This window comes from Pseudomonas alvandae (assembly GCF_019141525.1).
Taxonomy (GTDB): Bacteria; Pseudomonadota; Gammaproteobacteria; order Pseudomonadales; family Pseudomonadaceae; genus Aquipseudomonas; species Aquipseudomonas alvandae.
In genome coordinates, this window is the sequence record NZ_CP077080.1 from 2,911,352 (window position 1) to 2,937,594 (window position 26,243).

The 26,243-nt window shown below is 58.6% G+C and carries 30 protein-coding genes and 2 tRNA genes; 18 read left to right on the forward strand and 14 right to left on the reverse strand.

The window, feature by feature from the left end:
• The first annotated feature begins 38 nt into the window (after window positions 1-38).
• The 9 genes from KSS97_RS13050 to KSS97_RS13090 are packed head-to-tail and all read left to right on the forward strand — an operon-like array spanning window position 39 to window position 8,345.
• Complete coding sequence (locus tag KSS97_RS13050; RefSeq protein WP_217861833.1) at window positions 39-2,054, forward strand: phage tail tape measure protein; 2,016 nt, start codon at window positions 39-41, stop codon at window positions 2,052-2,054.
• A gap of 3 nt (window positions 2,055-2,057) precedes the next feature.
• Window positions 2,058-3,314 (forward strand): DNA circularization protein, encoded by a 1,257-nt coding sequence (locus KSS97_RS13055; RefSeq protein ID WP_217861834.1) that lies wholly within the window; start codon window positions 2,058-2,060, stop codon window positions 3,312-3,314.
• A gap of 2 nt (window positions 3,315-3,316) precedes the next feature.
• Complete coding sequence (locus KSS97_RS13060; RefSeq protein WP_217861835.1) at window positions 3,317-4,432, forward strand: phage baseplate assembly protein; 1,116 nt, start codon at window positions 3,317-3,319, stop codon at window positions 4,430-4,432.
• Window positions 4,429-4,935, forward strand: a complete 507-nt coding sequence (locus tag KSS97_RS13065) for a phage baseplate assembly protein V (protein WP_217861836.1) — start codon at window positions 4,429-4,431, stop codon at window positions 4,933-4,935. The genes KSS97_RS13060 and KSS97_RS13065 overlap by 4 nt, the downstream gene beginning before the upstream one ends.
• Window positions 4,935-5,333 carry a phage GP46 family protein gene (locus KSS97_RS13070; protein ID WP_217861837.1) on the forward strand — a complete coding sequence of 133 codons (399 nt, stop codon included), beginning with the start codon at window positions 4,935-4,937 and terminating at the stop codon, window positions 5,331-5,333. The genes KSS97_RS13065 and KSS97_RS13070 overlap by 1 nt, the downstream gene beginning before the upstream one ends.
• Window positions 5,323-6,360: a baseplate J/gp47 family protein gene (locus tag KSS97_RS13075; protein WP_217861838.1), complete on the forward strand. Its 1,038-nt coding sequence runs from the start codon at window positions 5,323-5,325 to the stop codon at window positions 6,358-6,360. Before KSS97_RS13070 ends, KSS97_RS13075 begins: the two co-directional genes overlap by 11 nt.
• Window positions 6,351-6,950, forward strand: coding sequence for a YmfQ family protein (locus KSS97_RS13080; RefSeq protein ID WP_217861839.1), 600 nt, complete (start codon window positions 6,351-6,353; stop codon window positions 6,948-6,950). The genes KSS97_RS13075 and KSS97_RS13080 overlap by 10 nt, the downstream gene beginning before the upstream one ends.
• 10 nt (window positions 6,951-6,960) lie before the next feature.
• Window positions 6,961-8,082: a hypothetical protein gene (locus KSS97_RS28365; protein ID WP_225936104.1), complete on the forward strand. Its 1,122-nt coding sequence runs from the start codon at window positions 6,961-6,963 to the stop codon at window positions 8,080-8,082.
• 17 nt (window positions 8,083-8,099) lie between these two features.
• Complete coding sequence (locus KSS97_RS13090; RefSeq protein WP_217861840.1) at window positions 8,100-8,345, forward strand: hypothetical protein; 246 nt, start codon at window positions 8,100-8,102, stop codon at window positions 8,343-8,345.
• Window positions 8,346-8,421: 76 nt separating this feature from the next.
• Here the strand turns inward: KSS97_RS13090 and KSS97_RS13095 are convergent, their stop codons facing one another.
• Window positions 8,422-9,528, reverse strand: coding sequence for an acyltransferase family protein (locus KSS97_RS13095; RefSeq protein ID WP_217861841.1), 1,107 nt, complete (start codon window positions 9,526-9,528; stop codon window positions 8,422-8,424).
• Between the two features lie 140 nt (window positions 9,529-9,668).
• On the opposite strand from KSS97_RS13095, the gene KSS97_RS13100 reads away from it, so the two are divergent.
• A complete protein-coding gene (locus KSS97_RS13100) occupies window positions 9,669-10,094 on the forward strand; it encodes a cell wall hydrolase (RefSeq protein ID WP_217861842.1) in 426 nt (141 codons plus the stop codon).
• Window positions 10,091-10,606, forward strand: coding sequence for a lysis system i-spanin subunit Rz (locus KSS97_RS13105; protein ID WP_217861843.1), 516 nt, complete (start codon window positions 10,091-10,093; stop codon window positions 10,604-10,606). The genes KSS97_RS13100 and KSS97_RS13105 overlap by 4 nt, the downstream gene beginning before the upstream one ends.
• Here KSS97_RS13105 and KSS97_RS13110 read toward each other — a convergent pair.
• Both KSS97_RS13110 and KSS97_RS13115 read right to left on the reverse strand, forming a co-directional pair.
• Window positions 10,584-11,276: an SOS response-associated peptidase family protein gene (locus KSS97_RS13110; RefSeq protein ID WP_217861844.1), complete on the reverse strand. Its 693-nt coding sequence runs from the start codon at window positions 11,274-11,276 to the stop codon at window positions 10,584-10,586. The two genes, KSS97_RS13105 and KSS97_RS13110, sit on opposite strands and share 23 nt — an antisense overlap.
• Before the next feature lie 27 nt (window positions 11,277-11,303).
• Window positions 11,304-11,672 carry a hypothetical protein gene (locus KSS97_RS13115; RefSeq protein WP_217861845.1) on the reverse strand — a complete coding sequence of 123 codons (369 nt, stop codon included), beginning with the start codon at window positions 11,670-11,672 and terminating at the stop codon, window positions 11,304-11,306.
• A gap of 462 nt (window positions 11,673-12,134) precedes the next feature.
• Here KSS97_RS13115 and KSS97_RS13120 point away from each other — a divergent pair.
• Window positions 12,135-12,221: transfer RNA gene (locus KSS97_RS13120), tRNA-Leu, on the forward strand.
• 104 nt (window positions 12,222-12,325) lie between these two features.
• Here KSS97_RS13120 and KSS97_RS13125 read toward each other — a convergent pair.
• Entirely contained in the window at window positions 12,326-12,688 is a 363-nt protein-coding gene (locus tag KSS97_RS13125) for an NUDIX hydrolase (protein WP_217861846.1), read from the reverse strand.
• A gap of 221 nt (window positions 12,689-12,909) precedes the next feature.
• On the reverse strand, window positions 12,910-13,203 hold the full coding sequence (locus KSS97_RS28615) for a hypothetical protein (RefSeq protein ID WP_187293368.1): 294 nt from the start codon (window positions 13,201-13,203) through the stop codon (window positions 12,910-12,912).
• Window positions 13,204-13,237: 34 nt separating this feature from the next.
• Between KSS97_RS28615 and KSS97_RS13135 the strand changes: the two genes are divergently transcribed.
• On the forward strand, window positions 13,238-13,465 hold the full coding sequence (locus KSS97_RS13135) for a PLD nuclease N-terminal domain-containing protein (protein ID WP_198796984.1): 228 nt from the start codon (window positions 13,238-13,240) through the stop codon (window positions 13,463-13,465).
• 23 nt (window positions 13,466-13,488) lie between these two features.
• Here KSS97_RS13135 and KSS97_RS13140 read toward each other — a convergent pair whose 3' ends face one another.
• The 3 genes from KSS97_RS13140 to KSS97_RS13150 all read right to left on the reverse strand — a co-directional run bounded on the left by KSS97_RS13140 (window position 13,489) and on the right by KSS97_RS13150 (window position 14,671).
• On the reverse strand, window positions 13,489-13,914 hold the full coding sequence (locus KSS97_RS13140) for a hypothetical protein (protein WP_217861847.1): 426 nt from the start codon (window positions 13,912-13,914) through the stop codon (window positions 13,489-13,491).
• A gap of 118 nt (window positions 13,915-14,032) precedes the next feature.
• A complete protein-coding gene (locus KSS97_RS13145; protein ID WP_030142538.1) occupies window positions 14,033-14,263 on the reverse strand; it encodes a hypothetical protein in 231 nt (76 codons plus the stop codon).
• A 153-nt stretch (window positions 14,264-14,416) separates the two neighbouring features.
• Complete coding sequence (locus tag KSS97_RS13150) at window positions 14,417-14,671, reverse strand: DUF6555 family protein (RefSeq protein ID WP_003181556.1); 255 nt, start codon at window positions 14,669-14,671, stop codon at window positions 14,417-14,419.
• A 226-nt stretch (window positions 14,672-14,897) separates the two neighbouring features.
• On the opposite strand from KSS97_RS13150, the gene KSS97_RS13155 reads away from it, so the two are divergent.
• Window positions 14,898-15,797, forward strand: a complete 900-nt coding sequence (locus KSS97_RS13155) for a polysaccharide deacetylase family protein (protein WP_217861848.1) — start codon at window positions 14,898-14,900, stop codon at window positions 15,795-15,797.
• 113 nt (window positions 15,798-15,910) lie between these two features.
• On the forward strand, window positions 15,911-16,102 hold the full coding sequence (locus tag KSS97_RS13160) for a hypothetical protein (protein ID WP_030142536.1): 192 nt from the start codon (window positions 15,911-15,913) through the stop codon (window positions 16,100-16,102).
• 54 nt (window positions 16,103-16,156) lie between these two features.
• Here KSS97_RS13160 and KSS97_RS13165 read toward each other — a convergent pair whose 3' ends face one another.
• The 3 genes from KSS97_RS13165 to KSS97_RS13175 all read right to left on the reverse strand — a co-directional run bounded on the left by KSS97_RS13165 (window position 16,157) and on the right by KSS97_RS13175 (window position 19,285).
• Complete coding sequence (locus tag KSS97_RS13165) at window positions 16,157-17,950, reverse strand: DAHL domain-containing sensor histidine kinase (RefSeq protein WP_217861849.1); 1,794 nt, start codon at window positions 17,948-17,950, stop codon at window positions 16,157-16,159.
• Between the two features lie 270 nt (window positions 17,951-18,220).
• Window positions 18,221-19,075, reverse strand: a complete 855-nt coding sequence (locus KSS97_RS13170; protein WP_030142534.1) for a prohibitin family protein — start codon at window positions 19,073-19,075, stop codon at window positions 18,221-18,223.
• Between the two features lie 122 nt (window positions 19,076-19,197).
• Window positions 19,198-19,285 (reverse strand) — tRNA-Ser (locus tag KSS97_RS13175).
• A gap of 124 nt (window positions 19,286-19,409) precedes the next feature.
• Between KSS97_RS13175 and KSS97_RS13180 the strand changes: the two genes are divergently transcribed.
• Window positions 19,410-20,081, forward strand: coding sequence for a Bax inhibitor-1/YccA family protein (locus tag KSS97_RS13180; RefSeq protein WP_030142533.1), 672 nt, complete (start codon window positions 19,410-19,412; stop codon window positions 20,079-20,081).
• A gap of 274 nt (window positions 20,082-20,355) precedes the next feature.
• Window positions 20,356-21,531: an integrase core domain-containing protein gene (locus KSS97_RS13185; RefSeq protein ID WP_030138557.1), complete on the forward strand. Its 1,176-nt coding sequence runs from the start codon at window positions 20,356-20,358 to the stop codon at window positions 21,529-21,531.
• A gap of 472 nt (window positions 21,532-22,003) precedes the next feature.
• On the opposite strand, the gene KSS97_RS13190 is transcribed toward KSS97_RS13185, so the two are convergent.
• Window positions 22,004-22,441 (reverse strand): Lrp/AsnC family transcriptional regulator, encoded by a 438-nt coding sequence (locus tag KSS97_RS13190; RefSeq protein WP_030142755.1) that lies wholly within the window; start codon window positions 22,439-22,441, stop codon window positions 22,004-22,006.
• A 133-nt stretch (window positions 22,442-22,574) separates the two neighbouring features.
• Here KSS97_RS13190 and KSS97_RS13195 point away from each other — a divergent pair, with 133 nt between their 5' ends.
• Window positions 22,575-23,468: a DMT family transporter gene (locus KSS97_RS13195; protein ID WP_030142754.1), complete on the forward strand. Its 894-nt coding sequence runs from the start codon at window positions 22,575-22,577 to the stop codon at window positions 23,466-23,468.
• A 14-nt stretch (window positions 23,469-23,482) separates the two neighbouring features.
• Here KSS97_RS13195 and KSS97_RS13200 read toward each other — a convergent pair whose 3' ends face one another.
• Together KSS97_RS13200 and KSS97_RS13205 are read right to left on the reverse strand one after the other, a co-directional pair.
• The gene (locus KSS97_RS13200) at window positions 23,483-25,108 is read right to left on the reverse strand and encodes an NADP-dependent glyceraldehyde-3-phosphate dehydrogenase (RefSeq protein WP_198796980.1); all 1,626 of its coding nucleotides are present in this window, start codon (window positions 25,106-25,108) and stop codon (window positions 23,483-23,485) included.
• A gap of 155 nt (window positions 25,109-25,263) precedes the next feature.
• Window positions 25,264-26,166, reverse strand: coding sequence for an autotransporter domain-containing protein (locus tag KSS97_RS13205; RefSeq protein WP_030142752.1), 903 nt, complete (start codon window positions 26,164-26,166; stop codon window positions 25,264-25,266).
• Window positions 26,167-26,243: the final 77 nt, after the last annotated feature.

A 26,243-nucleotide genomic window follows, 5' to 3' on the forward strand; every position in this document is an offset into this window, starting at 1 on the left:
CACGCCCAACGAATTAACGCAGCCCAGCAGGTGCAGTGATGGCGGACAAGTTCCAGCTCAAGGCGTTGATCACCGGCGTCGACAAGCTGTCGCCGACGCTGGCGGGCATTCGCAAAAACGTTGCGGGTTTCCGCAAGCAGATGAACAGTTCAGGTCTGGGGAATATCGGGTTCAAGGACCTGGTCCAGGGCGGGGCTTTCGCTGCGCCATTCATTGCTGGCGCAAAAGCAGCGATGGAATTCGAAACGGCCATGGCCGACGTTCGAAAGGTCGTCACCTTCGAAACACCCAAGCAATTCGAGCAGATGGGCCAGGACGTCCTGGACATGTCGGAGCGGCTGCCGATGGCGGCTACTGGCATTGCCGCAATCGTTGCGGCTGGCGGTCAGGCCGGCTTCGCCGCGGGTGAGTTGAAGCAGTTCGCCGAAGACGCGGTGAAGATGGGTATCGCTTTCGATCAGACCGCCGAGCAGTCGGGCGACATGATGGCGAAGTGGCGGACGTCCTTCAAACTGACCCAGCCTGAAGTGGTCAAGTTGGCGGACCAGATCAACTACCTGAGCAACATCGGGCCTTCTTCGGCTGCGCAGATTTCCGACATCGTGACCCGTATCGGTCCGCTCGGTGCAATAGCTGGACTCGCGTCCGGGCAGATCGCGGCAATGGGTGCAACCCTGGCGGGTGTTGGGGTGCCCAGCGAAGTCGCCGCTACCGGCATGAAGAACTTCATGCTGGCGCTGACAAAAGGCGGTTCGGCCACTAAACAACAGGCCCAGGCTTTCAAATCGCTACGCCTGGATGTGAAGCAAGTCGCCCAGAGCATGCAGAAAGATGCTCAAGGCACGATTGAGGATGTGCTTGCGCGCATCGCCAAAGTCGATCCTGCCAAGCAGGCCGGCCTGCTTACTGAGCTGTTTGGTACCGAATCGGTGTCCGCAATCGCGCCCCTCTTGACCAACCTCGATCTTCTGAAGAAGAGTTTCGGCGCAGTAGGCAAGGACGGCAAATTCGCCGGGTCCATGGAGGCAGAATTCACCGCCCGCTCCAAAACCACCGCCAACGCCATGCAACTGCTGACAAACAAGGTCACGCGGTTGGGCGTCGAGGTGGGGGCCGCGCTATTACCACCATTCAACGACGTCATGACGTTGATCGGTCCGCTGGTTTCCGGCTTGTCGTCGCTCGCGGCGCAACATCCCGGCTTGATCAAGGGCGTGTTGGCGGCGGGCATCGCCTTCGGTGTATTGCGCGTTGCCGTTATGGGTGCGGTAGTGGCTACCAAAATCTTGAGTGCTGTCATGGCGCTGTCACCGGTTGGCTTACTCGTCCGGGGGATCGCTCTCGCCGCCGGGATTCTGATTGCTAATTGGTCGGTCGTTGCTCCGTACTTCGAACAACTCTGGGAGAAGATTCGGCAGCCGGTTCTGGCGGCGTGGGAATGGTTCAAAGCTTTTGCAGCATGGACGCCCCTAGGGCGCATCGCCGAGAACTGGGGGCCTCTTACGACTTTCTTCGGCGCGCTGTGGGATCTGCTACGGGCGCTTTCAACACCGGTGATGGACTTCCTCAAGACCATGTTCGACTGGTCGCCGCTGGGGATGATCATCAACAACTGGGCGCCCATCACCGCCTGGTTCCAGCAGCTCTGGGAAAAGCTGCGCCCCATCATCGAGCCGATCATGAAGTGGTTCGGCGGCGGGGAGGGCGGCGAAGGCATCATCCAAACCGCCACCGACAAAGTGAACGCCTTCACCGAAGCCCAGCAGAAACGCAACGCGGGCGCTGGTGGTGGTACCGGTGAGCTGCTGATGGCGGATGCCGCTCAATCGGCCGCCGCCCGCCAGGCCATGAACAATCAGGCGTTCGGCATCAGCAACAACCAGCTCCTACAGCAGACCGCTGCCACCAACGGGCAAAAGCTCAACGGCGAACTCAACATCAACCTGAACGGCGCACCGCCGGGCACCACGATCGAGCAGCCGAAAACCAACCAGCCGGGGCTGAACATCAAGCCCAACGTCGGTACCCGTACCGTGGGCGTCATGAAGGGGTAGAGCATGGCACGCGATTGGCGCAAAGAGCTGTTGCCGGCGTCGTTCCGAGGGATCAGTTTTTTGATCCCTCGGGCGTCGGTGCCGGTCGGCCAAAAAGGGCAGCTTCACGAATACCCCCAGCGGGACAATCCTTACTTCGAACAGCTAGGCAAGCAAGCCCAGATCCACACCATGACCGCGTGGGTGATCGGTGACGATTGCTTCGAGCGGCGCGACAAACTGCTGGAGGCGTTGGACACCCCCGGCCCAGGCGAACTGGTTCACCCCTGGCTTGGGCGCATGCAGGTAAAGGTAGGCGACTGCAACTTGTCTCACGAGCTCACCGCCGGCGGCATGGTCAGCTTTGACCTGACGTTCTACCCGGACAAACCGCTGACGTTCCCGACGGCCAAGGTGAACAGCCAGCAGCAGGTGGTGAAAGCGTCGGACAGCATGCTGGGATCGGCCTTGGAGCGGTACAAGCAGGCAATGGCGAAGGTTGATCAGGCCCGCCTGGGCCTGCTCCGCCTGCGCAATAGCCTGTCGAACGTCTACGCGGTCATCCAGCAACAGTTCGCCCCTTTCGTTGGGGTATTCACCAACCTGACGGGGTTCGCCCAGTCGTTGATGAACTCGCCAGGGGCGCTGTCGTCGCTGTTCTCCAGCTACTTCAACGACTTTTCGTTGCAGGACAGCGCTTTCGCTGACACCAGTTCGAGCTACAAGAATGCGGTGGCCACCACCACCCAGCAAACCGAGGCAGTGACAGCCATCAACACTGTGAGCCAGTCCGGCGGCATCGACTCGGCAGCCGCGGCCCAGGCCACCGCAAATCTGGTACAGGACGCGCTGCTGGTTCAGATGGCGCTGATCATCAGTGAAATGCCCATCGCCTCGCAGCCTGTCTCCAGCGGTTCGACGCCCAGCGTTGAGCAGCAGGCCATCTTGCCAGTGGTTCGGCCAGAGGTGCCCGTGGCGGACGACGTGCTGCAGCTGCGAGACAGCCTCAGTGACGCGATTTTTGAAGCATCGCTGAAAGCCGACCCCGCTCATTACGTCGTGATGAACACGCTGCGCCAGACCCTGGTGAAACACCTGACGGCGGTTGCCGAGTCTGGGGTGCGGCTGGTTGACGTCACGCCGCCCGAAACCATGTCGGCCCTGGTGCTGGCTTACCAGCGCTTCGGCGATGCCACCCGCTCGGCAGAAGTCGTGCAGCGCAATCGCATCCGTCATCCGGGCTTTGTTCCGGCGGCATCGATCAAAATCGCCCAGAGGTAAACATGACCGAAGATCAGAACACCGTCAGCCTAGCGGTTGACGGTCTGGATTACTCCGGCTGGAAATCGGTTGAGATCACCGCTGGGCTCGAGGATCAGGCCAGGTCATTCACCCTGAGCATCACCTGGAAATGGCCTGGGCAGAACGTCGCGGTACCGATCCGGCAGGGTGCCAAGTGCCATGTGCGTATCGGCGGCGACCTGGTGCTGACTGGCTGGGTGTTTTCCTCGCCGATCGACTACGACCACCAGCAAATCACAACGACCATCAGCGGCCGGTCGTTGACTGCCGACCTGGTGGACTGCGCGGCCGTGAACAAGCCGGGCCAGTGGAACAACCAGAGCGTGCTCACCATCGTCAGGGCGCTGGCGGCGCCGTATGGGATATCCGTGCGCACCGAGATTCCCGAAGGCGCGAAGCTGTCGGACCACACCATCGAGCCAGGCGAGACGGCCTTCGAATCCATCGACCGTTTGCTGACGCTGTTCCGGGTGTTCTCCACCGACGATGCGCGCGGCATGGCCGTGCTAGCCCGGCCAGGAAGTGAAGGCCGGTCCTTCGATCATCTGGAGGTCGGCAAGAACATCCTCACCGGTAGCGCGCCGCTGGATTTCTCCGGAGTGTTCTCCGAATACCAGGTGCTCGGCCAGCGCTCGGGCACGGACGATGAGTTTGGGGAGGCGGCTGCCGAAGTGTCGGCGGTGCTGACCGATGAGCGAACCACCCGTAAGCGGGTGCTGATCATTCAAGAGTCTGGGCAGATGACCAGCGAGCTTGCGCAGGCCCGGGCCAACTGGGAGCGCGGCACCCGTATGGGCAAGGCGCTGACCACCACCTACACCGTTCAGGGCTGGCGCCAAACCAACGGGGCGCTTTGGAAGCACAACACCCTGGTGCGCGTGATCGACCCCATCATCGGTTTCGACCGTTGGATGCTGATCGCTCGGGTGACCTACACCCTGACCGAGGGCGGCATGATCACGAAAATGGAAGTCGGGCCGCCGGACAGCTACGAGCCGGAACCGCATGACCCGCACAAGAACCGCAAGCTGAAGAAGGGCGGCAAGGCCGACAACTTCGAATACCTGATTCCAGCCGACTACGAGCCAAAACAATGACCGTGAAAAACATGCTGGCCCGCGGCACCGTGGTGCTCGTCGACGCCCTGAAGAAAATGCAGTCCTTGCAGATGCGCCTCACCGCCGGCGAACTGAAGGACAACGCCGAGCACTTCGAGCCCTACGGCTTCACCAGCAACCCGCTGGCTGGCGCCGAGGTGCTGACCGCCTTTATCGGCGGCGACCGCTCCCACGCTGTGGTGCTGGTCGCGGCTGATCGCCGGTACCGGATCCAGTCCATGAAGCCCGGCGAAGTCGCGATCTACACCGATGAGGGCGACAAGATCCACTTCAAGCGCGGCCGGATTATCGACATCGAAACCGGCACGCTGAACATCAAGGCCACGACGGCGGTGAATTTCGAAACGCCGGTGATCAACCAGACCGGCCAGATTGTTTCTGTAGGCGACCAGCTGGCCGGTGGCATCAGCCAGATCAACCACGTACACACCGGTGTCCAGGCCGGTAGCGGACAAAGCGGCGCGCCCGCTGCGGGGGGATGATGCTTACTCAACCTTCCGTTGAATCCGCGCTGATTCGGGCGGTGGTGATCAGCCTGTACACCTGGCGCCGCGCTGATACCGATGACCCGGTAGACGATGACCAGTTGTACGGCTGGTGGGGCGACAGTTACCCGGCCATCGCCGACGACCGCATCGGCTCGCGCCTCTGGTTGCTGCGCCGGGTCAAGCTCACCGACGCCACGCAGCGTGACGCGGAGTTCTATGCCGCCGAGGCGCTGCGCTGGCTGATTGATGACGGGCATGTCCTGGACGTTTCCATCAGCAGCAACAGGGCGGATACCAACCGATTGAACCTCGGTGTGGTCCTGACCATTGCGGACGGCACGCGCCTGGAAATCCCATCCACCCCGACATGGCAGGTGATCTATGCCGTTTGAAACGCCCTCGCTGCCGGTGCTGGTCGATCGCACCCAGAGCGACCTTGCCAGCGACACGCTTCGCCGTTCGGATGCCCAGGTGCTGGCGCGGACGTTGGCCGGTACCGCTTATGGCCTGTACGGCTATTTGGATTGGATCGCCGAACAGATCCTGCCCGACCGGGCGGACGAAGAAACACTGGAGCGGATTGCCCAGTTGCGCCTGACCCAGCCGAGAAACCCGGCGCAGCCTGCGTCGGGGACGGCTTCGTTCACCGCTGTAGCGGGCGCCGTGGTTGATGCTGAAACCGTGCTCCAGGCAGCGGACGGTCGTACCTACCGGGTAACCACAAACGTCACCACCGTTGCGGGACTCAATACCGTGGCGGTGGAAGCGGTAGACGCCGGAACCTTGGGCAACGCGGATACCGGCCTGGCCCTTACCCTGGTTCAGCCCGTGGCAGGCGTTACCAACAGCTTCACGGTGCTGGCGCCTGGGCTCACTGGCGGCATCGCGCAAGAGAGCATCGAGTCGCTTCGTGCCCGGGTCATTCGCTCGTACCGCGTCATCCCGCACGGCGGGTCGGCGGCAGATTACGAAACCTGGGCGCTTGAGGTGCCAGGCGTTACCCGGGCCTGGTGCCGAGGCAACTACGTCGGACCCGGAACGGTGGGCCTGTTCGTCATGCGAGACGGTGACGACGTGCCAGTGCCCAATCCTGCCCAGCTTGCCGAGGTGATGGCCTACATCGAGCCGCTTCGCCCTGTGACGGCTGAACTGTACGTGCTGGCGCCCGTTGAGGTGCCGGTGGCCTACAGCATTCACCCGGTGCCGGACACCACGGCCATTCGCGCGGCCATCCAGGCCCAATTGATTGACCTGCACGATCGTGAGGCCGGCCTGGGTGAAACCTTGCTGCTGACGCACATCGCCCAGGCCATCAGCGGCGCGGCCGGCGAAACGGACCACGACCTTGTATCACCTGTGGCCGACGTGCCGGCGGGCATCAACCAGTTGCTCACCTTCGGAGGCATCACATGGCTGTAGCCCGAACTGCCGATCAGTATCGGCAGCAACTGAGTGGCCTGCTGCCGCCCGGCCCTGCCTGGGATCCCGAACTGGTGCCGGAAATCGCGCTGGTTCTCTCTGGCGTGTCGCAGGAGTTCGCCCGGCTCGATGCCCGTGCAGTGGACTTGCTTAACGAGATGGACCCCGCCGACGTGAGCGAGCTGGTGCCCGATTGGGAGGCGATCATGGGCCTACCTGATCCTTGCCTGGGCCTGAACCCCGCGTTTGAGGATAGGCGCCTGGCGGTTCGTCGGCGGCTCGTCGAGGTGGGCGGGCAAAGCATCTCCTATTTCATCGACATAGCCGTCAGCCAGGGCTACCCCGACGCCACCATTACCGAACACCGAGCGCCCCGAATGGGGCGTTCTCGTTTTGGCGTGGCGCGCTTTGGTGGATGGAGCGCCCAGTTCATGTGGACCCTGAACACCGGGGGCCGCCAACGGCAGGGCCGGCGTTTCGGCGCGAGTTATTGGGGCGAGCGCTTCGGCGTGAATCCAGGCAACCCGCTCGAATGCCAGATCCGGCGCGCGGCACCGGCGCACACCGTCGTACAGATAAATTACAACTGAGGGATAAAGCGTGGACTTTCCGAAAAGCGTACCGAGTGTCGGCCTAGTCGATGGCGAATTTGTTGACGAAGATGTGGTAGCGGGAACCCCTGGTTCGTTGATCCCTGCTCAATGGGGCAACGCTGTCACTGAGGAAATTTTGAACGTCATTGAGTCCGCCGGGCTGACTCCGGACGAGGACAACAACGCGCAGCTCTTGGCGGCGTTGAACTTGAAGATTTCCGCTGCGATTCCTGGCTCGCCGCCCGATGCATCGACCACGGAAAAAGGGCTCGTTGAGCTCGCAACTAGCTTGGAGACCCAGACTGGCACCGATACTGTTCGAGCCGTAACACCTGCAGGACTCGCATCGCGAACGGCTACTGATACAAGAGCGGGCATTATCGAAATTGCCACAGACGCAGAAATCCAGGCAGGTGCCGATGCGCTGCGAGCGATTACGCCTGCAGGCCTGAAGGCGGCATACGGCCTGGGCGACTCCACCCTGGTCACGGATCTGAACAACGCTGGTCCGGGTTATTTTTATGCGGCTCCTGGCGCGGCCAATAGCCCTGGTATCGGCATCGTCTTTGGTGAAACAAGGGGGGCCGGCGGCACTGCCGGTAAGTCGCAAAGTTGCATCGATATTTCCACCAGAGTGGCTTACAAGCGAGCTTACAATGGCGGGTCGTGGTCTGCTTGGAGCTCTTTTATCGACTCCGCCACGCTGGCAACTGAAACGGTCACTGGCGTAGCCAAGGTCGCAACACAAGCTTTAACGAACGCAGGTGTTGATGACGCAACCATCGTCACGCCAAAAAAGCTGAAAGCCGCTTTCCCTGCTGGGAACCGGGTTAAGGCATGGTGCAATTTCAACGGAACCGGAACGCCGGCCATCAGAAGCGCCTCGGGATTCTCTTCCGTTATAGATAACGGGGTGGGCGACTACACACTGATGTTCAGCACTCCTGAATCTGATGCAAATTACGCCGCTGTGGCGTCCGGCACCACTACTTCCGCACCAATTACTGGGATCAGTTGCGTGGGCGTATATGCAAGGAGCACTACGTCTGTGAGTATTTCTACTTCGGCTTCCGCAACGTCCAGAACAGACTTTGCAAATATCGACGTCGCTGTGTTCTCAGCTAACTAACTGAAGGTGGTTATTTCATGGAAATGATTGTTTTTTTTCAGCGCGCTGATCGGCCTGTGAGCATTTTGCGGGCTGCTGATCCACAGACAGATATGTTTGCATTGGCTAGTCAAGTTGTCCCTGATGGCGCGCCATACTGGGTTGTTAGTCTGGATTATGCGGACGAGCAATCAACCTTGCATGAGCAAGATAGGGACGAGTGGGTCGTTAACACTGAATACATGGGGCGCGAGCCAGACGGTGTTGGTTCCCTTGCGCAATGATAACCCCCCCCCCCCTTGGGTAGGCATGACGCTTAAGATTATCCATCATGCCTACCGATAAAACTACAGCGGGTTGTTAATCAGTGCGAGCTGCTGGGCGAGAGAACGCCGTTTTTAGTCGCTCTTTAAATGGGCCTGAGGTTATTTTCCCTAGTCTAATAAATGGCGTTTCGATCTTTCTGAAGCAGTAAGTGGCTGCGATTATTACTATCGGCACTACTATGAAAAAAGCGAACTGAGATAAGGTGAGGTTTTTAACAAAACCTTTATATAAATGCTTTTGCAGATAGAAAAACAGAAAGCCGTGCAGCATGTAAACAGAATAGGATATATTGCCAAGGTGCTTTAGCACTTTCTCGAACCAGCTTTTTCCAGCGGCGTTCAGATTGAAACAAGCATAGCAAGCTGCAAGGCTAAACACGGTGAATACTAAGCGATTCGTCGAGGTTACTAGGTTTATTCCGCTAGGAGTATCTCCATACAGGAACAGTCCGCTTAAACTAAGAAAAAAAAGCGCAATGTACGCTGAGCGTGGAAGCGTAGAATGCCGAGCGTGGCTGCTTACCTTGGCGAGGATGATGCCACCCGCAAATAAGAATGCCTGATTTAACGGGTGAATATACAATTTCCATTGTATCACCAGGGAGGAATCATCGCTCAATGTGAAAAAAGCGAACTGTAAGTAAGCAGCAAACAGCACTATGCATAGTGATGTAAATGCATAAATATTTTTTGCTGAGGCAAGAAGGATGGGGAAGACGATGTAGAAGCAGATTTCATTTCCGATTGACCATCCGCCGGTTGGGATGTAATTCGAATAGTCGAGGAAGCTGAATGTTAATGTCAGGTTTTCGATAATGGTTTCAAATGAGCGATTTTTATATCCCTTCAATAGGACTAGAACAGCTATACAAGCAACCCAGTATAGTGGAGCGATCCGGAGTATTCGACGCTTCCAAAATGTCAATATTTCTCTCTTGTCCCAAGAGACATTGTTGTAAGCAACATAGAGTGACATGCCGCTGAGGATGTAGAAAATCGAAACACCATATACCCCGAGGCGGCCAAGCACGGTGTTTCCGTCGGGGACGCCGGAGCTCCATCCGATAAAGTGATAGAACATGATTGCCAGCGCCATACAGCCGCGTAAGTAATCAACAGCCTCGATCCTTCGTTTTTCCACAGCACATATCCCAATGGTAGGTAAATCGGTCGATTGTACCAGATGAGGTACATATCGGCTGAGCACGCCATCAGCTTAATCATCATCGACTTAGCAAGAGCGAACCGCGAGAGCGGGCGATTTTTCCTGGAGAAAAAGTTATGGCACCGACCGAAAAGGACCGCGACATCCTCGGGCGCACGTTGTGGGGCGAAGCCCGCGGCGAAGGTTTCGCCGGCCAGGTGGCCGTGGCCTGTGTGATCCGCAACCGCGTGAACGATGGCAAGGACCGATCTTGGTGGGGAGAAGGCTATGCCGACGTCTGCCTGAAGCCGTACCAGTTCAGCTGCTGGAACAAGAACGACCCGAACTATCCCTACCTGAGCGGCGCCAAGGAGATTCCGCCGACGCAGTTCGCCCAGGCGCAGCGTGCGGCGGATCTAGTTATCTCCGGCGCCGAGGCTGACATCACCAACGGCGCGACCCACTACTACGCGACCACGATGCCGAAGCCGCCGGCCTGGATCAAAGACGCGACCCAGACTTTCCGCCTGGGCAACCACATCTTCTTCAAGGACGTGCCATGAATCCCGCCAGCCTGAAGCTGCTGATCGCCGGTGTGGCCGTGGCGTTGATCCTGGTGATCAGCGCGACATGGAAAGTGCAGGACTGGCGGTATAGCGGCCGACTGGCCGAACAGACCAACGCGCATCTATCCGACCTCGCCAAAATTAGCAGCGCGGCCGCGGGACAGGTCCAGGCCGAGCAGGGCAGGCGCCTGGCCCTGGAGCAACGGCTGATCGCCAATGACCAAACCCACCACAAGGAACTGAGCGATGCTCAAACGAACCAGGATCGCCTGCGCGATCGCCTTGCCACTGCTGATGTCCGGCTGTCAGTCCTCCTTGCCGAGGATCCAGCCAGTTGCAACGCAGTGCCTCCCACCGCCGGCGCCGGCGGCGTGGTTCATGGAAGACCAAGAGCCCAACTTGACCCAGCGCATGCTCAAAGAATTATCGCCATCACCGACGCCGGTGACCGGGGGCTGATCGCGCTGCGGGCGTGCCAGTCCTACGCTAAAGAAGTGAGTCGGCGATAGGCCTGATCAGCTCCGGACCCTGGTTGCGAACATTGCCGATGGCGCGGTCCACCTTGAACCACTCGAAGGCCTCGGCCGATTCGCCCTGATGTAAAGCTATTTGCTCGGCCCGTTCCTTCGGCGTGGCTGGGTCCAGCCATTCGCGGGCAAGCTCTGGCGTCAGCACCACGGGCCGGCGGTCGTGAATGTCGACCATGCCGCCCGCGCTGTCGGCGGTGATGATGACGAAACCGTCGTGCTCGCCCGGCTCCCGGCCGCCTGTGGGGAATTGGCCAATGGCCGCGCATAGGACTGGTGCCTGGTCCCGCCGACGGATCAGGTAGGGTTGCTTTTTCGGGCCTCCCTCATCGACCCACTCAAACCAGTTGTTGATCGGCGTGATGGCGCGGTTCGGCCAGATCGGCCGGTAGAACGGCCCGTGAGCGACTTTCTCAACACGCGCGTTGATAGGTGCGGCGCGATCCTTTGCCCAGTGCGGTCGCCAGCCCCAGCGCACCAGGTCGGCGTGCAGCGTGTCCTCTTCCTGATGGAGCAGAGCGAGCTGTTGCGACGGCGCGCCGTTGTACCGCTCCAGGGGCTGGGAGCCGACGGCGCTGACCAGGGCATTGGGCATGCTCAACACAGCCACGAAGTCGTGAATACCGGTGTACTGCGAGAGTCGTCCGCACATATGAACCCCTCAGGTGATCAGATTCACTCATTGCCCGAGTATCACGTCAGGCAGGCTGTCGCCCTCATATACCTTGAGCCGGTGGTATAGCTCGGCAATCAAGGCGCTCTGGCCTGCTATCTTCGACCTCGCCGCGTTCGTTAAGGTCGTGTGCTCCAGATAATGGTTGCTCAGAGTCTTCTGAACCGCCCTCAGCTCAGCTCGAAGCTTTGCGCATTCCTTGGCTTCAGCGGCGTGCATTTCGATCAAGCCGAAGATGTCCTGGCGAGCTTTGCGCAACTGGGTGGTCAGCTCTTGCACCTCGTTCTCGAGCATGAGGCAGGAGTGCTTATACATCTCCAGAGGTGTGGGGGTGCCCAGCCAGTCGCTGGTGTCTTCGATTTCGTAGGGATCCATGACCATGCCTTGCCTAATACTGTTTGCATATACAGTAATCGAGCCGGCGCGATTAACGCGAGCATTGGGCGACGAGCTGTCTGCCACGTGCTTCTGGGTCCAAAAAAGTGTTCCGCAACTGAAAACGCGAGACATGCGGGACGGGGTCTGTAGCCTGTTAAAAATCAGTAGCTTGCGGAACGCTTCCGGTGCTAACCTATTGAAATACAGAGAAAAGTGTATGGATTGCAAATCCACCTACGCCGGTTCGATTCCGACTTCGGCCTCCACTTTTAAAAAGCTCTGTAGATCCATGATCTACAGAGCTTTTTTATTTGCGGAGCAATGAAAGGTTTTGTCTTGAAAAGGGCAATGGCGACCTTGCTTCACCGGGGATGGATGTATATATTTCCCCCTCTGTTGTACCCGCCGCGAGCCTGTCAGATACTATTTGCCAGTTTCATGCGGCTTTACCGCGCTACCGCCCGAATGGCGAAACTGGTAGACGCATGGGACTTAAAATCCCCCGCTCGTAAGGGCGTGCCGGTTCGATTCCGGCTTCGGGCACCATCTAAAATCAAGGGTTTGCGGGCGAAAGCTGATGCAAACCCTTGTTTGTTTCTGGTCCGCAATTTGGGCGATGGTCCGCAATGACTGAAGGTGCTTTACGACGTCTATAGCCTGCGTCGAAACGCCTCAAGTATCTCCCGCATTCCTTTTTTCATCTGCAGCTGGGCGATGGCCTCCAGCGGGTGCCACACGCAGTCGCTGATTTCGTTCTGTGGCCTGGCCGCTGTCGAGTCGTTGACCGAAGCTTCGAATACGTGATGCTCGGTGCCGTCTTCACTGAACTGCATCAGATAAAGCAGGTTTTCGGCGCTCAGCCCGGTTTCTTCCGCCAGCTCCCTGAGTGCGGCATCGGCATGGGTCTCGCCGCGCTCGACGGTGCCGCCGGGCAGGGCCCAGCGACGCTCGGGTTTACGCACCAGCAGGATGTGGCGATCTTCTTCACAGATGACGGTCGCTCGAATTTTCATGCCTCGCCCAACCTCGACTGTCATTAAATTGCAATATTACTGCAATATTTGAGCCTTGCTCGATTCAAGTGTTCAACAAAGATTTTGTTACCCCATGACCGTAGGAACGCGGCCCAAGGGAAAAGGCTGCGTTTATTTCGCGAACGGTTCGGCGGACAGGGAGGATAGGCTGCGCCAATGACCGATCATCGCCAAAAATGAATCAGCGCCGAAAAAACGCATCAATGTTGGGTGGACTGGCCGGCCCCGTCGTGGGGGAGCGAGGAGAGATGACCACCGTTGAAGATTTCAAAGTCAAATCCCATGAGCTCTTGGTCGAGCTCGATGCAGCGACGTCGGAAATGATGGCGCTGATCTGTATCCATCAAATGTCCGGGACCGCCTGGGATGAGGCGGTTCGGCGTCAACATGAGGCCTATGAGCAATGGGTCGACTACCTGAACGAGCGCTTGTAGCTGCACGATCGTCATTGCAATCAGCAGGGTAGATTCTTTGAACGGACCTACGGCGGCCATGCCTAATCCATAGACTGACAAGAGGATTAAGGCCATGTCTGAACTAGCCAGTTATTTCTGGATTGCCGTCGCGGTGTTGCTGTTGCTTGTGGATCTTTGGGCAATCGTCAGCGTCTTTCGGAGCGACAAGGCGGCTGGCACCAAGGCAGGCTGGGCACTGCTTCTGATCATCTTGCCTGTAGTGGGCTTGATCATCTGGGGAGTGGCCGGGCCGCGAGGTGTCAAGAATCCGCCTTCATCGCCGGAGCACAGCAAGGGCTGACGCAGGCGAAGCGAGCCACCCGGTCAGCGGTTTTTCCATTGGCCGCCGGTGGTCTCGCAATCCTTCCGGGCTTGCTGGAGCTTTTGCGCGTCGTAGTAATACCAGGTGACCTGCGCGTTGTCCGGGATATTCGCCGAACCGGCGCTTGGGTCCTTGCTGGTGGAGTGTGGGTTGGCCAGGGCTTCTTGGGTCAACCTGGCTTGGCAGGTGGCCACATAGCCCTCGGCGCAACGCTCGACGGGTTTCTTTTCGGTGCTCAACGTACCCTTGCTTTCGTTGCTGCACGACCAGCCAATGGCTTGCGAAGGCACGCCCTCGTACTCGTAACAACTACGGGTTTCGATTTCCGGTACTGCCTGGCTTTGGGATCGGCTAACGACCTCACACCCTTGCGCCATGACGGTGGCGGGGCAGGCGCAGGCGATGAGCAGCAGGACTCTGGCATTCATGGTGGTTCTCCCTTTTGACGGCTGTTGCATCGATACCTATCAATATCGAGGGGCAAAGGAATGCCGTTGTTCCATCGGGTTTCAACCGGTGGAGTTCAGGGGGAACCGGTGTGGCACATCAGCGAAACTTGGGCAGTGGCCGTTCCGCAGGCCTGAGGGAAGACAAGGCGCTCTGGATCGAAGGGGCATCTTTTTCGATGTCATTGAGTCGGTCGCGGATGCGCACTGCGGCGGGGTGTCCGCCCTGGTGGTCGACCCAGTCGGCGATTTCCTTGCAGGCTGCTGTCAGTCGCGCCTGGCGCGATTCCAGTAAGGTGAGCAGGGTGGTGATGGACTCTTTTTCGGACATGTCACACCTCCATTCAAGTTTGAAAAAAGGGCAGCACGACGCCCGTCGGTAATGACGGCTCATGCTGAAGTTAAGCGTAGTTGAGTTATTTGCGATCTGTCGAAGAATCCGGCGCACGACTGGACAGTCGGTGCGCCGGGAACCTTATTTGATTCAGCCAGACTCCTTGATCCAGGATGGCGCGACGGAGGCTCGCCAGCGCACATCGGTAATGCCATATTTCTCTGCCATGGGTTTGGAAACCCGCTTGACCTTCTCCCTGCCGAATTTGGGTATGCGCCCAACACCCGCGTCGCAACTGGCCCAATGCCAAGCTTCGGAGTTATTCATCACTTCCGCGCGAATGATGAAAGACTTGGGCTCGCCATGGAGCATGTAGTCGATGATGTAAAGCGATGGACCGCCCATAAATCCTCCCTAATTGATCCTATACGGATGGATACGGAGGCGTTCGGAAAATTCCATCGGATTTCCAGACGGTCAAGGCCGGGGTGACAGAACGGTGTCGCGCGTTGCGGAACAACCGTGCTCACGGTGTGGAACCAAACCCGGGTAACCTTCTCCAAGGTGAGCTTGAAAGCACCGGTGCCAGGGATCTAAGGCGACGCAATGTGGCACTGAATAAAGGCAAGACATGAAAAACATCGCCTGGGCGCTGATCGTGGCGCTTCTCGCCAGTGGCCTGTCGGGTTGCATCGGCCCGCCCATCGAACTGACCGCGCAGACCGAACAACGCTTGCGTGCGCAACCTCCCATCCGTTTCCTGCTGACATTCGATGACGGCCCCAGCGCATCATCTTTATGGAACCCGAGCGACGAGGTACTGGATGCCTTGGCGCAGAACCCGGTCCAGCCTGGGATCAAGGCGGTATTTTTTGTCCAGACGCGAGGGCCGCGAGCCGGCGGCAGTGAAATTGGCCGCTCGATAATGCGCCGTGAGCACCAGGAAGGGCATGTCCTTGGCTTTCACACGGCCACGCATTGGCACACCAACCATCGATTCCTCGATCCTGACGAGTTGGAGCAGTCCCTCGATAACGGCGAAGGCGATATCGCTGCGGTCACGGGCGCGCCGCCCAGCCTGGTGCGGCCGCCGTTCTGGAGCTACGACAAACGCACCTTCGCCGCCTACCAACGTCATGGAATGCACATATTGCTGACAGACCTGAGCGCCAACGACGGCAAGGTCTGGGGCATCACCCTGAGTCCGCGACGACGGATGAACCTGACGCGCCAGCTCTCGGAAGTACGCGAGCGTATCGCTGACGGACAGTTGCCTGTGGTCGATGGGGTGATTCCAGTCGTCGTGACCTTCCATGATCTCAACCGGTACACCGCTCGTCACACTCGGGAGTACCTGGAGATTCTGCTCGACAGCGCGAGGCTCACCGGCTTGAAAACCGATGCCAAACCCTTTTACGACGACCAGCGGATGCTGGAACGGGCGGCCATGGCCCGCACGGTCAGGGACACGTCCCAACCGGTGCATCTGCCGGGTTTATGGGACTGGCTGTGGGATTCGGATTCCCATTGAGGCGTTTGAGCGCTTCCTCCTTGCGCGTGAATTGCGACGCTCGGTCGGCTGACCTGTGTCAACCGGTAGTAAGGTAGGCAACGCAACCCCGTTTTCCCAAGGAGGTTAGGTCTATGAGTACTGCAATGTTGACGAAAATGCACATCAATGGCTATGACGTGCTCAGCGTAAACAGCGGCCCCTGGAAGGTGTGCACCCAGGCTGACCGGCTGGGTTCCTTTGCTACGCGCGAAGAGGCGCTGGCCTATGCCGCCGCGTTGCCGACCAGGAGGGCACGTCGCGTGCGCCCTGGGAACATCCAGTAGCCAGGTGCAACGGCTGCACGGCGAGCATCAATGCCCGCCGCGCAGCCCAGCTGTTCAAGCGTCCGCCAATTCCAGCGGAATTTCGAGCGTAAACAGGGCGCCTTGCCCTGGTCCATCACTGTGGACGTAGAGGCGGCCATTCATTTCCACGGCGGCCAACGCACAGCTATGCAACCCGAACCCATGGCCGTCCTTGCGGGTGGTGAAGCCATGATTGAAGATCCGGGCCTGGTTCTCCGGCGCGATGCCTTCGCCGCGATCCTTGACGCTGATGTGCAATGTCGTCGGGTCGACGATGCGGATGCCCAGTGTCATTTCCCGTGGATGATCGACATGAGACATGGCGAACTTGGCGTTGCTGATCAGGTTGATCAGGATCAGCAGCAAGCGGTGTTTATCGCCCATGATCAGCGGGCTGTCCTGATAATCCTTGATTACCGTGACATGGTGTCGACTCAGCGCGCCCGAGTTCATGCGTAGCGCATCTTCGAACAGGTCGCTGACCTTCAGCGGTTCGATCAGCCGGGCAGCACCGGCATAGGTTTGTTGTGTCGTAACGATTTCCTTGATGTGGTCGATGCTCTTGGTCAGCTGCGCCAGCTCTTCAATAAGTTGCACTTGCTCGTTGGCAATGGAATCCACCAGCTCATTGAAATAGCGAGGCAACAACTTGCCTTTTTCGTCCTCGGTGATGAACTGGCCCAAGTCTGTGGCATGTTCATTCATCATCCTGACGGCTTTCCCCAAGCCCTGCGTCTTACTGTTCTTCAACTTGCGCGTCACCAGCTCCGCTGAAATATTCACGCTGTTGAGGACGTTGCCGACATTGTGCAACACGTTGGTGGCGATCTCGGCCATGCCTGCCATGCGCGCCGCGTCCACCAACTCCCGCTCGGCCTCCTTCAGCTCGCGGGTTCGCTCTTGCACGCGCTCTTCCAGCCGGTCGTTGGCGGTTTGAAGTTCATGGTTGATCTGATTGATCACTGAATAGCTGCGCACCAGCCGTACGGCCAGGTAGATCATCAGAAGCGCCATCAGGCTGGCGCACACGGCGAGGTACATATGGTATTGGCGGTCTGTCGCGGCCGTCCGGCGCTGGGTTTCGTTCAGCAGTTCATTGATGCTGTCCAGCTCCTGGGCCACCGGAATCACGCTGATGCGGTCCAGCAGGTCGTTGACTAGCGGCTGTTCCTGGATGACGGTGTTGGCGTGCTGTGTCAGGGAGACAAAAACGGGTCGGTAGGAGGCGGGCAGTTGCTCAATCGCACGTTCGAGTTCGCTTAATTGAGCCTGCACTTCCCTAGCTTTATCCGACGTCACGTAAAGCGCGTATTCCGAGGTGGTCAGAGCCAGGTCGAGCACACTGGAGGCAATGGTCAGGCGAGTTGCTTCGCTGCCGGACTTCTTGTCCTGCAGCAAGGTTTGAATCTCATCCTCGACGGTTGGGAGTTCATCCAGGGACTTGCGTAGGTTGGCGTTGTGTTGTTCGAACTGCTCTACCAGCAGGCGCTTGTTCTGGACGGCTTCTACATAACCCTGCCGGCGTGATGCCCAAAGCGATGCCAAGGGGCCCGAGTTGTTAAGCCGTTCCAATTGCTCCCAACGACTTTGTGCTTCAGGCGGTGGGGCCAGGGACAGGTTGTTGTTGACGCCGATCTTCCTCCTGAGAATTTTCACATTCCAGTTGGCGTCGGCCTGTTTGAGCTGGCGGATGAAATCGCGCGATTCGAAATAGGTCGATGAATCGTACGTATACGACTTGATCAAAAAGAATATCAATGCCGAGAAAACAACCAGCGCCGCAGCCAACAGGGCGGGCCATTTGTATTTCCTGATAAGAATGGTCACGTGTTTCTCCTGTCCAGGACGGCTGCCGGAGCAGATGCCGGGTGGGGGAGTGAAAAGCGGTTATTGGTACGAAGAGCGGAGGGAGGAGTATTGCGCAAGCGTTGCGTTGGTTTTTTGCCTGGGTACACGTTGAGCTCCCTGCTAACGGTAAACGTCTGGTCGTCAGTGAGCAAAGTGTAGCGTCAACCAACGAGGGGGCGATGTTTGTTCGGCTGCGTTGCGCAGGCAGGGTAGCGGAGGCGCGGCCAGAATTGACCGCGCCGATGCAACTTATTTCAGATCGATAAAAGGCAGTGCGCTGTTTGGCAGCATGGTGGTCGGCAATTCGCCGTTCCAGCGCTCGGCCTTGGTCAGCTCAACCAAGTTCTGGTTGCTGGCCAGCGCCTGGGCACGAGCCTTGATCGCCTCGGCTTCAGCCTTGCCGCGAAGCTCGGTGGCCAGGGCGTCCGCCTTGGCCTGGGCCACTTGCGAATCGGCCTCCGCCTGGGCCTGGGTCACGCGAATCTGGGCCTGGACCTGTTCCGTTGCGAGTTGTTGCTCGCGAGTCTTCACTTGGACTTCCGCTGCCATGCGCGCTTCGATGGCTTTTTCATAGGCGTCGCTGAAATCGATGTTTTCAACCTGGACGCTGTCGATGATCACCGGCCCGGTAATCGTCGATTTGATCGCAGCGGAAATATCATTGACCAACTGGACCCGGTTCTGCACAGCGGCGACGGCGTTGAACTTGCCGAACACGTTCTCCACCTGTGTCGGCACCTGCCGGCTGATCATCCGGTCGCGAATACCTTCCAGGTCCTTGAACTGGGTGTAGACCTTCGCCACATCGGAAGGCGCAATGTGCCACGACACGGACACCTTGAGCTCAGCTGATTGCTGATCCTTGCTGTAGGCCTGCAGATCGTCGTACGACGTGACCTGGCTCTGGGTACTGATCAGGCGGACCGATTCGATAAAGGGCGTCTTGAACGACAGCCCCGGCTCAACCACCCCGACCAGTGCGCCGTTACGCAGGAGCACGCCGCGCTCGGTTTCATCAACCGTGTACCAACTGCCAAAGAAGACACACAACAGGGCCACGCCGATAATGGCTGCGCTGATCGAACCGATGGTTTTACTGGTCACTTTACTTTCCTTGAGTGGTTTAGGAGATGGCATGCACTGTTTCCTTTGTGAAGACCGTCACTGTTTTTTCAAACGCCAGACACGAAAAAGCCCTGACAAGTCAGGGCTTTAACATTCAAATATGGCGGAGGCGATGGGATTCGAACTCATGGACCTGTTACAGTCGACGGTTTTCAAGACCGTTGCCTTAAACCACTCGGCCACACCTCCGTATTGCGTTGCGGGCGCCATAATACCCGAATGAAACACACTGTCAAACTCTCTACGTAGCTTGTTACAGAGCGTCTGTTATGATCCTTGCCACTGAATGTTTCAAAACCGGAGGAGTGTCGCCATGCGCGAACAGGATTACGCAGTGAACAACAGCGTGCAGGCTGAGCAGCTAGAAGTTAGCCGCGTCCTGCGCAACACTTATGGCCTGTTGGCACTCACGCTCGCTTTCAGCGGTGTGATGGCCTACGTCGCACAACAGATGCGTGTCGGTTACCCGAACATCTTCGTTGTGCTGATCGGTTTCTACGGCCTTTTCTTCCTCACCAACAAGCTTCGTGATTCGGCCTGGGGCCTGGTTTCGGCTTTCGCCCTGACCGGTTTCATGGGCTTCCTGCTCGGCCCGATCCTCAATCGCTACCTGCAAATGCAGGGCGGCGCCGAAGTGGTCAGCTCGGCGTTCGCCATGACCGCCCTGGTGTTTGGCGGCCTGTCGGCCTACGTGCTGATCTCCCGCAAGGACATGAGCTTCCTGAGCGGTTTCATCACCGCCGGTTTCTTCGTGTTGCTGGGTGCGGTAGTGGCCAGCTTCTTCTTCCAGATCAGCGGCCTGCAACTGGCGATCAGCGCCGGCTTCGTGCTGTTCTCGTCGGTCTGCATCCTTTACCAGACCAGCGCGATCATTCATGGTGGCGAGCGTAACTACATCATGGCGACCATCAGCCTGTATGTATCGATCTACAACCTGTTTGTCAGCTTGCTGCAGTTGTTCGGGTTGATGGGGCGTGATGACTGATATTGCCAGAATGCCTGGTGAGCTGTTGATTTGAGAGACGGCGCTTTTCCGAAAGGAGGGCGCCGTTTTTTTTGGTGTGGTGGTTTGTGTGCATATCCGTTTCTTCGGTATCGGCTGCTGGCGGTTCCGCTCTTACAGCGGGTCACTTTTTTCAGACGCCAAAAAAGTAACCAAAAAGGCTTTGCGGTATGACTCACCCACATGGGTTACAAATCAGTTCACTCACATAGGTAACAGTTTTTAACTGGCAGGGTCGGTTTTCGAGGATCTGACCATGCCATGGCGAGAGCTGAAACCTATGGACCTGAAACTGCTGTTCATTGCGGACTTCATCAAAGGCCCGCCCAGCTTCAGTGCGCTTTGCCAAGCCTACGAGATCAGCCGCAAGACTGGCTATAAATGGGTCGAGCGGTATGAGAGGGAAGGGCCCGCCGGACTGGAAGAACATAGCCGTCGTCGGCTTACCCAGGAATGGGTAGTGCCGCTGGCTGTCCGTGAGGCGATCATTGAGTTACGCGGTCGGGGTGAGACAGAGCCTGGCCCCAAGAAAATTCAGGCGGCTTTGCTCGAGCGTTTTCCTGACCAGGCGCCGCCATCAAAGACGTCGATCTACAACATCCTAAAGAAAGCTGAGCTGGTCAAACCACGCCGATTGCGTCAACGAGTGGCGGTTTATCCCAAACCACTGCAGAAAGCAGAGGCTCCCAACCAGCTATTCAGCGCCGATTACAAAGGCCAATTCCTGACAGGTGCGGGCGTCTGGTGCTATCCATTGACGATCATGGACCATGCCAGTCGTTTCTTGCTCGCTTGCCACAGCATGGCTAGCACCAATTTCCAGGAAACCCAGGCGGTGTTTACTCAGGTGTTTCGTGAACATGGTCTGCCGGAGCGCATTCGTACCGACAATGGTGTTCCGTTTGCGAGCAAAGGGCGTGCGGGCCTTTCCCAGTTGTCCATCTGGTGGTTGCGTCTAGGGATCATTCCCGAGCGGATCGCCCCCGGCAGGCCGGAGCAAAATGGCCGACATGAACGTATGCATCGAACGTTGAAAAGCACTCTTCCGTCACCCCCTGCAGTAGCGTGGGAGGCTCAACAACGGCACTTTGATCGTTTCAGGCAACATTACAACTATGAGCGTTTGCACGAGGCTCTTAATCAGAAGACACCCGCGTCCTGCTATGAGCCTTCGTCCCGCCAATATCCCGAGAAGCTTCCCGAGATGACCTACCCGAGCCATATCGATAGCCTCCAAGCGGACTGCTCGGGCATCGTCAATCGTCGTGGTGTAAGGATCTACGTCGGCTATGTGCTCAAGCACCAGACCATTGGACTGGAGCAAATAGAGGACGGGATCTGGGATGTTATCTTCGGTCCAATCATCCTTGGACGGATTGATGTAAGAGATGCCATTGATGGCTACGTGACACTCCGGGTGTTACCTATGTGAGTGCACTTTTTTGTAACCCATGTGGGTGATCCGTATATTGCCCCACCACTCGGCACCTCGCCTAGGCTCGGTGTTCCCTCACTCCGGCCTTGCTCCGTGGGCCCGCCGCGATGGGCCATCCATGGCCCTGCGCGGCTATCCCGGCATCCATGCCGGGATGCCCACTCCACAAGGCCTGCGTTCGGCCAGCGTGGTTTAACGGGGCGCAAAGATCAAGATCAAGATCAAAATCAAAGTCGAAAGCAGAGCAAGAACTGGGGCATCTGCCACCTGTGGCTGCGCCACTGCTATCCGAGCAAGCTCCACACTGGATTTTCATTAGCCACAACACTGACATGGACCAAAGAACCCTGTGGGAGCGAGCTTGCTCGCGAAGAGGCCAGTACATCCAACATCATCATTGGCTGTTACATCGCCTTCGCGAGCAAGCTCGCTCCCACAGGGGAACCAGGTCGGCCACCACCAACGAAGCTCACTCCATCGGCGGCAATCGCCGCTTCACCGGCGTCTTCTTGACAATTGCCGTATTGGTCTCCGCAAGCACATTCAACTTGTCCAGCAACACATCCAACTGTTCCATCGATCGTACATGCAGCCGTGCGATGAAACAGTCCTCGCCCGTCACCTTGTCGCACTCGGTAAATTCACCGATGGCCTGGATCTGTCGCTCCACCTCCTGCAACTGCCCCGCCAGCGGACGAATCCGCACGATGGCCTGTAGCTGATAACCAAAACACTTCGGATCGACCTCAACCGTGTAGCCCCTGAGCACGCCACGTTCTTCGAGTCGTCGCAGGCGCTCGGCTACGCTGGGGGACGACAGGCCGCTCAGGTTCGCCAAGGCCTTGAGCGAACGCCGGGAGTCTTCCATCAAGGCGCTGATGAGGATTTGATCGATGTCGTCAGTCATTTCGGCTCCGTTAGGCAAATACGTGAAGCTGCCTTGATAAAAAAGGTGGAAAGCCAGTTTAGCCTTTTCCAAGCCATGGAGAAGCGGCCCGGTGGATGGGCATACTGTGCTCACTTGACGAAGGAGCCCGAAGATGGACAAGACCTTACGCCGCGGTTCGCTCGAAATGACCGCCGCCATGCTGATTTCCGGAACCATAGGCTGGTTCGTGCTGGTCTCGGGCCAGCCTGTGCTGGATGTGGTGTTCTGGCGTTGCGTGTTTGGCGCCGGCACGCTGCTGTTGATTTGCGCGGGCCTTGGCTTCTTGCGCCGGGACATTCTGACACGCACGACTTTCCTGCTGGCGGTGCTCAGCGGCGTGGCAATCGTCGGTAACTGGGTCTTGTTGTTCGCGTCCTATTCCCGCGCTTCGATTGCTATCGGTACGGCGGTGTACAACGTCCAGCCATTCATGTTGGTGGGGCTGGCGGCGTTGTTCCTGGGGGAGAAAATCACGGCGCAGAAACTGTTCTGGCTGGCGGTTTCGTTTCTCGGGATGCTGGCGATCGTCAGCGCCCATGGCGAACAAGGGCAGGGGGGCGGGAATTATCTGGTGGGTATTGCCTTGGCGCTTGGGGCGGCACTGTTGTACGCCGTTGCGGCGCTGATCATCAAGCGCCTGACGGGCACGCCACCGCACCTGATCGCGCTGATCCAGGTGAGCACCGGGGTATTGCTGCTGGCGCCATGGGCGAATTTCTCGGCGCTACCACAGCAGCCAGAGGCCTGGGCCAGCCTGGTGGCTTTGGGCATGATTCACACGGGCGTGATGTACGTGCTGTTGTACAGCGCGATCCAACGGTTGCCGACTGCCGTGACGGGCGCGCTGTCCTTTATCTACCCGATCGCGGCGATCTTCGTCGACTGGTTCGCCTTCGGCCATCGTCTCGAACCGCTGCAATGGCTGGGCGTGGCGGCGATCCTGCTGGCGGCTGCCGGCATGCAGCAGGGCTGGGGCCTCAAGTGGCGCCGCGCAGCCCTGTCCTGAACAACGGAGGCGGGTCAGAAGATGTAATCGGTGGTCAGGAAGTTTGAATCCCGTTCCCGGATGATGTCGCTGATCAATGCCTTGTTGTTCTCCTGGAACTTGGTCGCCACCAATGTGCGGATCGAAAAGGTGCGCAGGGCATCGTGCACCGACAACGTGCCTTCGGCGGAGTTTTTCCGGCCATTGAACGGGAAGGTGTCGGGGCCGCGCTGGCACTGGGCGTTGATGTTGATGCGCCCGACCTGGTTGGCAAAGGTGTCCACCAGCTTGCCGACTTCGGCCGGGTTGGTGCCGAAGATGCTCAGTTGCTGGCCGAAGTCCGACTCCAGTACGTAGTCGACCACGGTGTTGAGGTCGCGGTACGGCACGATGGGCACCACCGGGCCGAACTGTTCTTCGTGATAGACCCGCATCGCCGTGTTCACCGGGTAGAGCACGGCCGGATAGAAGAACGAAGCCCTGGATTCTCCGCCGTGCTGGTTCATGACACCCGCGCCTTTGGCGATCGCATCGGCCACCAGCGAATGCAAATAATCGACCTTGCCGGCTTCCGGCAAGGGTGTCAGGGCCACGCCATCTTCCCAAGGCATCCCGGGTTTCAAAGCGGCAAGCTTGGCATTGAATTTCTCGATGAATGCCGGGGCGACGTCTTCGTGAACAAACAGAATCTTCAGTGCCGTGCAGCGTTGGCCGTTGAATGACAGCGAACCGGTCAGCGCCTCGCTGACGGCGTTATCCAGGTCGACATCACGCAGCACCAGGCCGGGATTTTTTGCATCCAGCCCAAGGGCGGCACGCAGGCGATGTGGGCGCGGATGAAGTTTCTTGAGGTCGCTGGCGGCTTTGTTGGTGCCGATGAACGCGAAGATGTCGATCTTGCCACTGGCCATCAGCGCGCTGACGGTTTCTCGCCCACTGCCGTAGATCACATTGATGACCCCGGCCGGAAAGCTGTCGCGGAAGGCTTCCAGCAACGGACGGATCAGCAGCACGCCAAGCTTGGCCGGCTTGAATACCACGGTGTTGCCCATGATCAGCGCGGGAATCAGCGTGGTAAAGGTTTCGTTCAGCGGATAGTTGTAAGGGCCCATGCACAGGGCAACGCCCAGGGGGACGCGTCGGATCTGTCCAAGAGTGTCCTGTTCCAGTTCGAAGCGGCTGGAGCGACGGTCCAGTTCCTTGAGGGCATTGATGGTGTCGACGATGTAGTCGCAGGTGCGGTCGAATTCTTTCTGGGAGTCCTTCAGGTTCTTGCCGATCTCCCACATCAGTAGCTTGACCACGGCTTCACGTTGTTCGCGCATGCGCGCCAGGAAGGTTTCGACATGACGGATGCGTTCGGCGACGCGCATCGTCGGCCATGTGCCTTGGCCGCGATCATAGGCCCGGACGGCGGCGTCGAGCGCGGTGAGTGCTGTCTCGGCATCCAGCAGCGGTGTGCTGCCGAGGATGACCTGCTCATCGCCACCGGGGCTTGCCAGGTAAACCGGGCTGCGCACGGTGGCCAGGGGACCTTGCCAGGTTCTCAGGACGCCGTCGACCAGGTATTCCCGTTGTTCGACCGGGTCACCGAGACGGTAGGCCGGCGGAATATCGGTGGCGCTGGGGAATAGATCGGAAAGTAGGTTGGCTGTGGTCATATCGTTACTCCATCAATGAAATGAGCCATGGGCTGACAGTCTGCAGCGCTTTTAGCGTTATACGCCTTAATGGAGGTGTTTTCGAAGCGGCAAGGGGCGGGCGGCCGGGCTGCCTGCTCCCTCGCAGGGAATGCATCGAAGAGAAAGGCGGACGTTTACCAACGCATCCGCACGCCCAGGCTGGCGATGACGCCGTTGAGGTCGTTGTCATCGACGTCACTGCTGTAGTCGGCGCTGACATACAGGCTTACCACCGGCGTCACCCGGGCGACCAGGCCCAAGCCCACTTCAACGGTGGAAGATTTGCGGCTGCTGCTGATCTTGTCGACCTTGTCCAGGGTCAGGGTGCCGGCGCTCTGGACCGTGTGCCAGAGGTTCGTGCGCACGTAGGGCTCGACGCCCAGGCCGTTGACTTGATAGTTGCCTTTGAGCCGGGCGCCGACGCGACCGCTCCAGGTGCTCAATTCATTGCTGTCACTCTTTTCACTGGAGGGCGTATCCAGGCTGACGCGTTGATTGATCAACTGTGCCTGGGGCTCGACCACCCAGTTGTCACTGATGCCGATGGGAAATCCACCTTCAACCGACAGTGTGACGGCACTGCCCTCGGTGGCTTGGCGCAGGCCCTGTTCATTCAGGCTGAAGCCATTGACCCGTCCACCGCTTGCGCTCAGGTCGACGTGCCAGCCGGCGGGTCCGGTCAGGCTCCAATAAGCGCCAAGGTTTTCACCCTTCAGACTCAGGGAATCCTGGCCCGGCTCGGCCAGCGCAGGGGGCACGAGCATCCCGCTGCTATTGGCTGTGAGCTGGCTCTGGCCACTGATCAGACCCATGCGTTGGGTGTGGCCGCTGACGTTTCGCAAGGTGAACAGCGCGGGGCTTTTGCCAGGGACGGGGTCATTGCTCGCCTGGCTGCCGGTGGGCGTCCGGCCATACCAGGGGGCTGTGAGGGGATCTTCCAGTTCGGCCTGAACTTGCATCGACGAGCACAGCAACAAGGAAGTCGAGACGGTGCAGAAGGTGGTTTTGAATTCCTGTGGGCGGGGGGACGTTTTCATGGGGGTCTGCCTTGCAATTGCATGCATTTCTCGCTTAGGGCGTCTCTCCTACCCCGAATGAGGGGCGACCGAATGGG

Bases quoted from the DNA above. Each gene is read 5' to 3' on its own strand.
- KSS97_RS13050 (WP_217861833.1), top strand. From the start codon at position 39: ATGGCGGACAAGTTCCAGCTCAAGGCGTTGATCACCGGCGTCGACAAG.
- KSS97_RS13055 (WP_217861834.1), top strand. From the start codon at position 2,058: ATGGCACGCGATTGGCGCAAAGAGCTGTTGCCGGCGTCGTTCCGAGGG.
- KSS97_RS13060 (WP_217861835.1), top strand. From the start codon at position 3,317: ATGACCGAAGATCAGAACACCGTCAGCCTAGCGGTTGACGGTCTGGAT.
- KSS97_RS13065 (WP_217861836.1), top strand. From the start codon at position 4,429: ATGACCGTGAAAAACATGCTGGCCCGCGGCACCGTGGTGCTCGTCGAC.
- KSS97_RS13070 (WP_217861837.1), top strand. From the start codon at position 4,935: ATGCTTACTCAACCTTCCGTTGAATCCGCGCTGATTCGGGCGGTGGTG.
- KSS97_RS13075 (WP_217861838.1), top strand. From the start codon at position 5,323: ATGCCGTTTGAAACGCCCTCGCTGCCGGTGCTGGTCGATCGCACCCAG.
- KSS97_RS13080 (WP_217861839.1), top strand. From the start codon at position 6,351: ATGGCTGTAGCCCGAACTGCCGATCAGTATCGGCAGCAACTGAGTGGC.
- KSS97_RS13090 (WP_217861840.1), top strand. From the start codon at position 8,100: ATGGAAATGATTGTTTTTTTTCAGCGCGCTGATCGGCCTGTGAGCATT.
- KSS97_RS13100 (WP_217861842.1), top strand. From the start codon at position 9,669: ATGGCACCGACCGAAAAGGACCGCGACATCCTCGGGCGCACGTTGTGG.
- KSS97_RS13105 (WP_217861843.1), top strand. From the start codon at position 10,091: ATGAATCCCGCCAGCCTGAAGCTGCTGATCGCCGGTGTGGCCGTGGCG.
- KSS97_RS13110 (WP_217861844.1), bottom strand. From the start codon at position 11,276: ATGTGCGGACGACTCTCGCAGTACACCGGTATTCACGACTTCGTGGCT.
- KSS97_RS13115 (WP_217861845.1), bottom strand. From the start codon at position 11,672: ATGGATCCCTACGAAATCGAAGACACCAGCGACTGGCTGGGCACCCCC.
- KSS97_RS13125 (WP_217861846.1), bottom strand. From the start codon at position 12,688: ATGAAAATTCGAGCGACCGTCATCTGTGAAGAAGATCGCCACATCCTG.
- KSS97_RS28615 (WP_187293368.1), bottom strand. From the start codon at position 13,203: ATGGCCGCCGTAGGTCCGTTCAAAGAATCTACCCTGCTGATTGCAATG.
- KSS97_RS13135 (WP_198796984.1), top strand. From the start codon at position 13,238: ATGTCTGAACTAGCCAGTTATTTCTGGATTGCCGTCGCGGTGTTGCTG.
- KSS97_RS13140 (WP_217861847.1), bottom strand. From the start codon at position 13,914: ATGAATGCCAGAGTCCTGCTGCTCATCGCCTGCGCCTGCCCCGCCACC.
- KSS97_RS13145 (WP_030142538.1), bottom strand. From the start codon at position 14,263: ATGTCCGAAAAAGAGTCCATCACCACCCTGCTCACCTTACTGGAATCG.
- KSS97_RS13150 (WP_003181556.1), bottom strand. From the start codon at position 14,671: ATGGGCGGTCCATCGCTTTACATCATCGACTACATGCTCCATGGCGAG.
- KSS97_RS13155 (WP_217861848.1), top strand. From the start codon at position 14,898: ATGAAAAACATCGCCTGGGCGCTGATCGTGGCGCTTCTCGCCAGTGGC.
- KSS97_RS13160 (WP_030142536.1), top strand. From the start codon at position 15,911: ATGAGTACTGCAATGTTGACGAAAATGCACATCAATGGCTATGACGTG.
- KSS97_RS13180 (WP_030142533.1), top strand. From the start codon at position 19,410: ATGCGCGAACAGGATTACGCAGTGAACAACAGCGTGCAGGCTGAGCAG.
- KSS97_RS13185 (WP_030138557.1), top strand. From the start codon at position 20,356: ATGCCATGGCGAGAGCTGAAACCTATGGACCTGAAACTGCTGTTCATT.
- KSS97_RS13190 (WP_030142755.1), bottom strand. From the start codon at position 22,441: ATGACTGACGACATCGATCAAATCCTCATCAGCGCCTTGATGGAAGAC.
- KSS97_RS13195 (WP_030142754.1), top strand. From the start codon at position 22,575: ATGGACAAGACCTTACGCCGCGGTTCGCTCGAAATGACCGCCGCCATG.
- KSS97_RS13200 (WP_198796980.1), bottom strand. From the start codon at position 25,108: ATGACCACAGCCAACCTACTTTCCGATCTATTCCCCAGCGCCACCGAT.
- KSS97_RS13205 (WP_030142752.1), bottom strand. From the start codon at position 26,166: ATGAAAACGTCCCCCCGCCCACAGGAATTCAAAACCACCTTCTGCACC.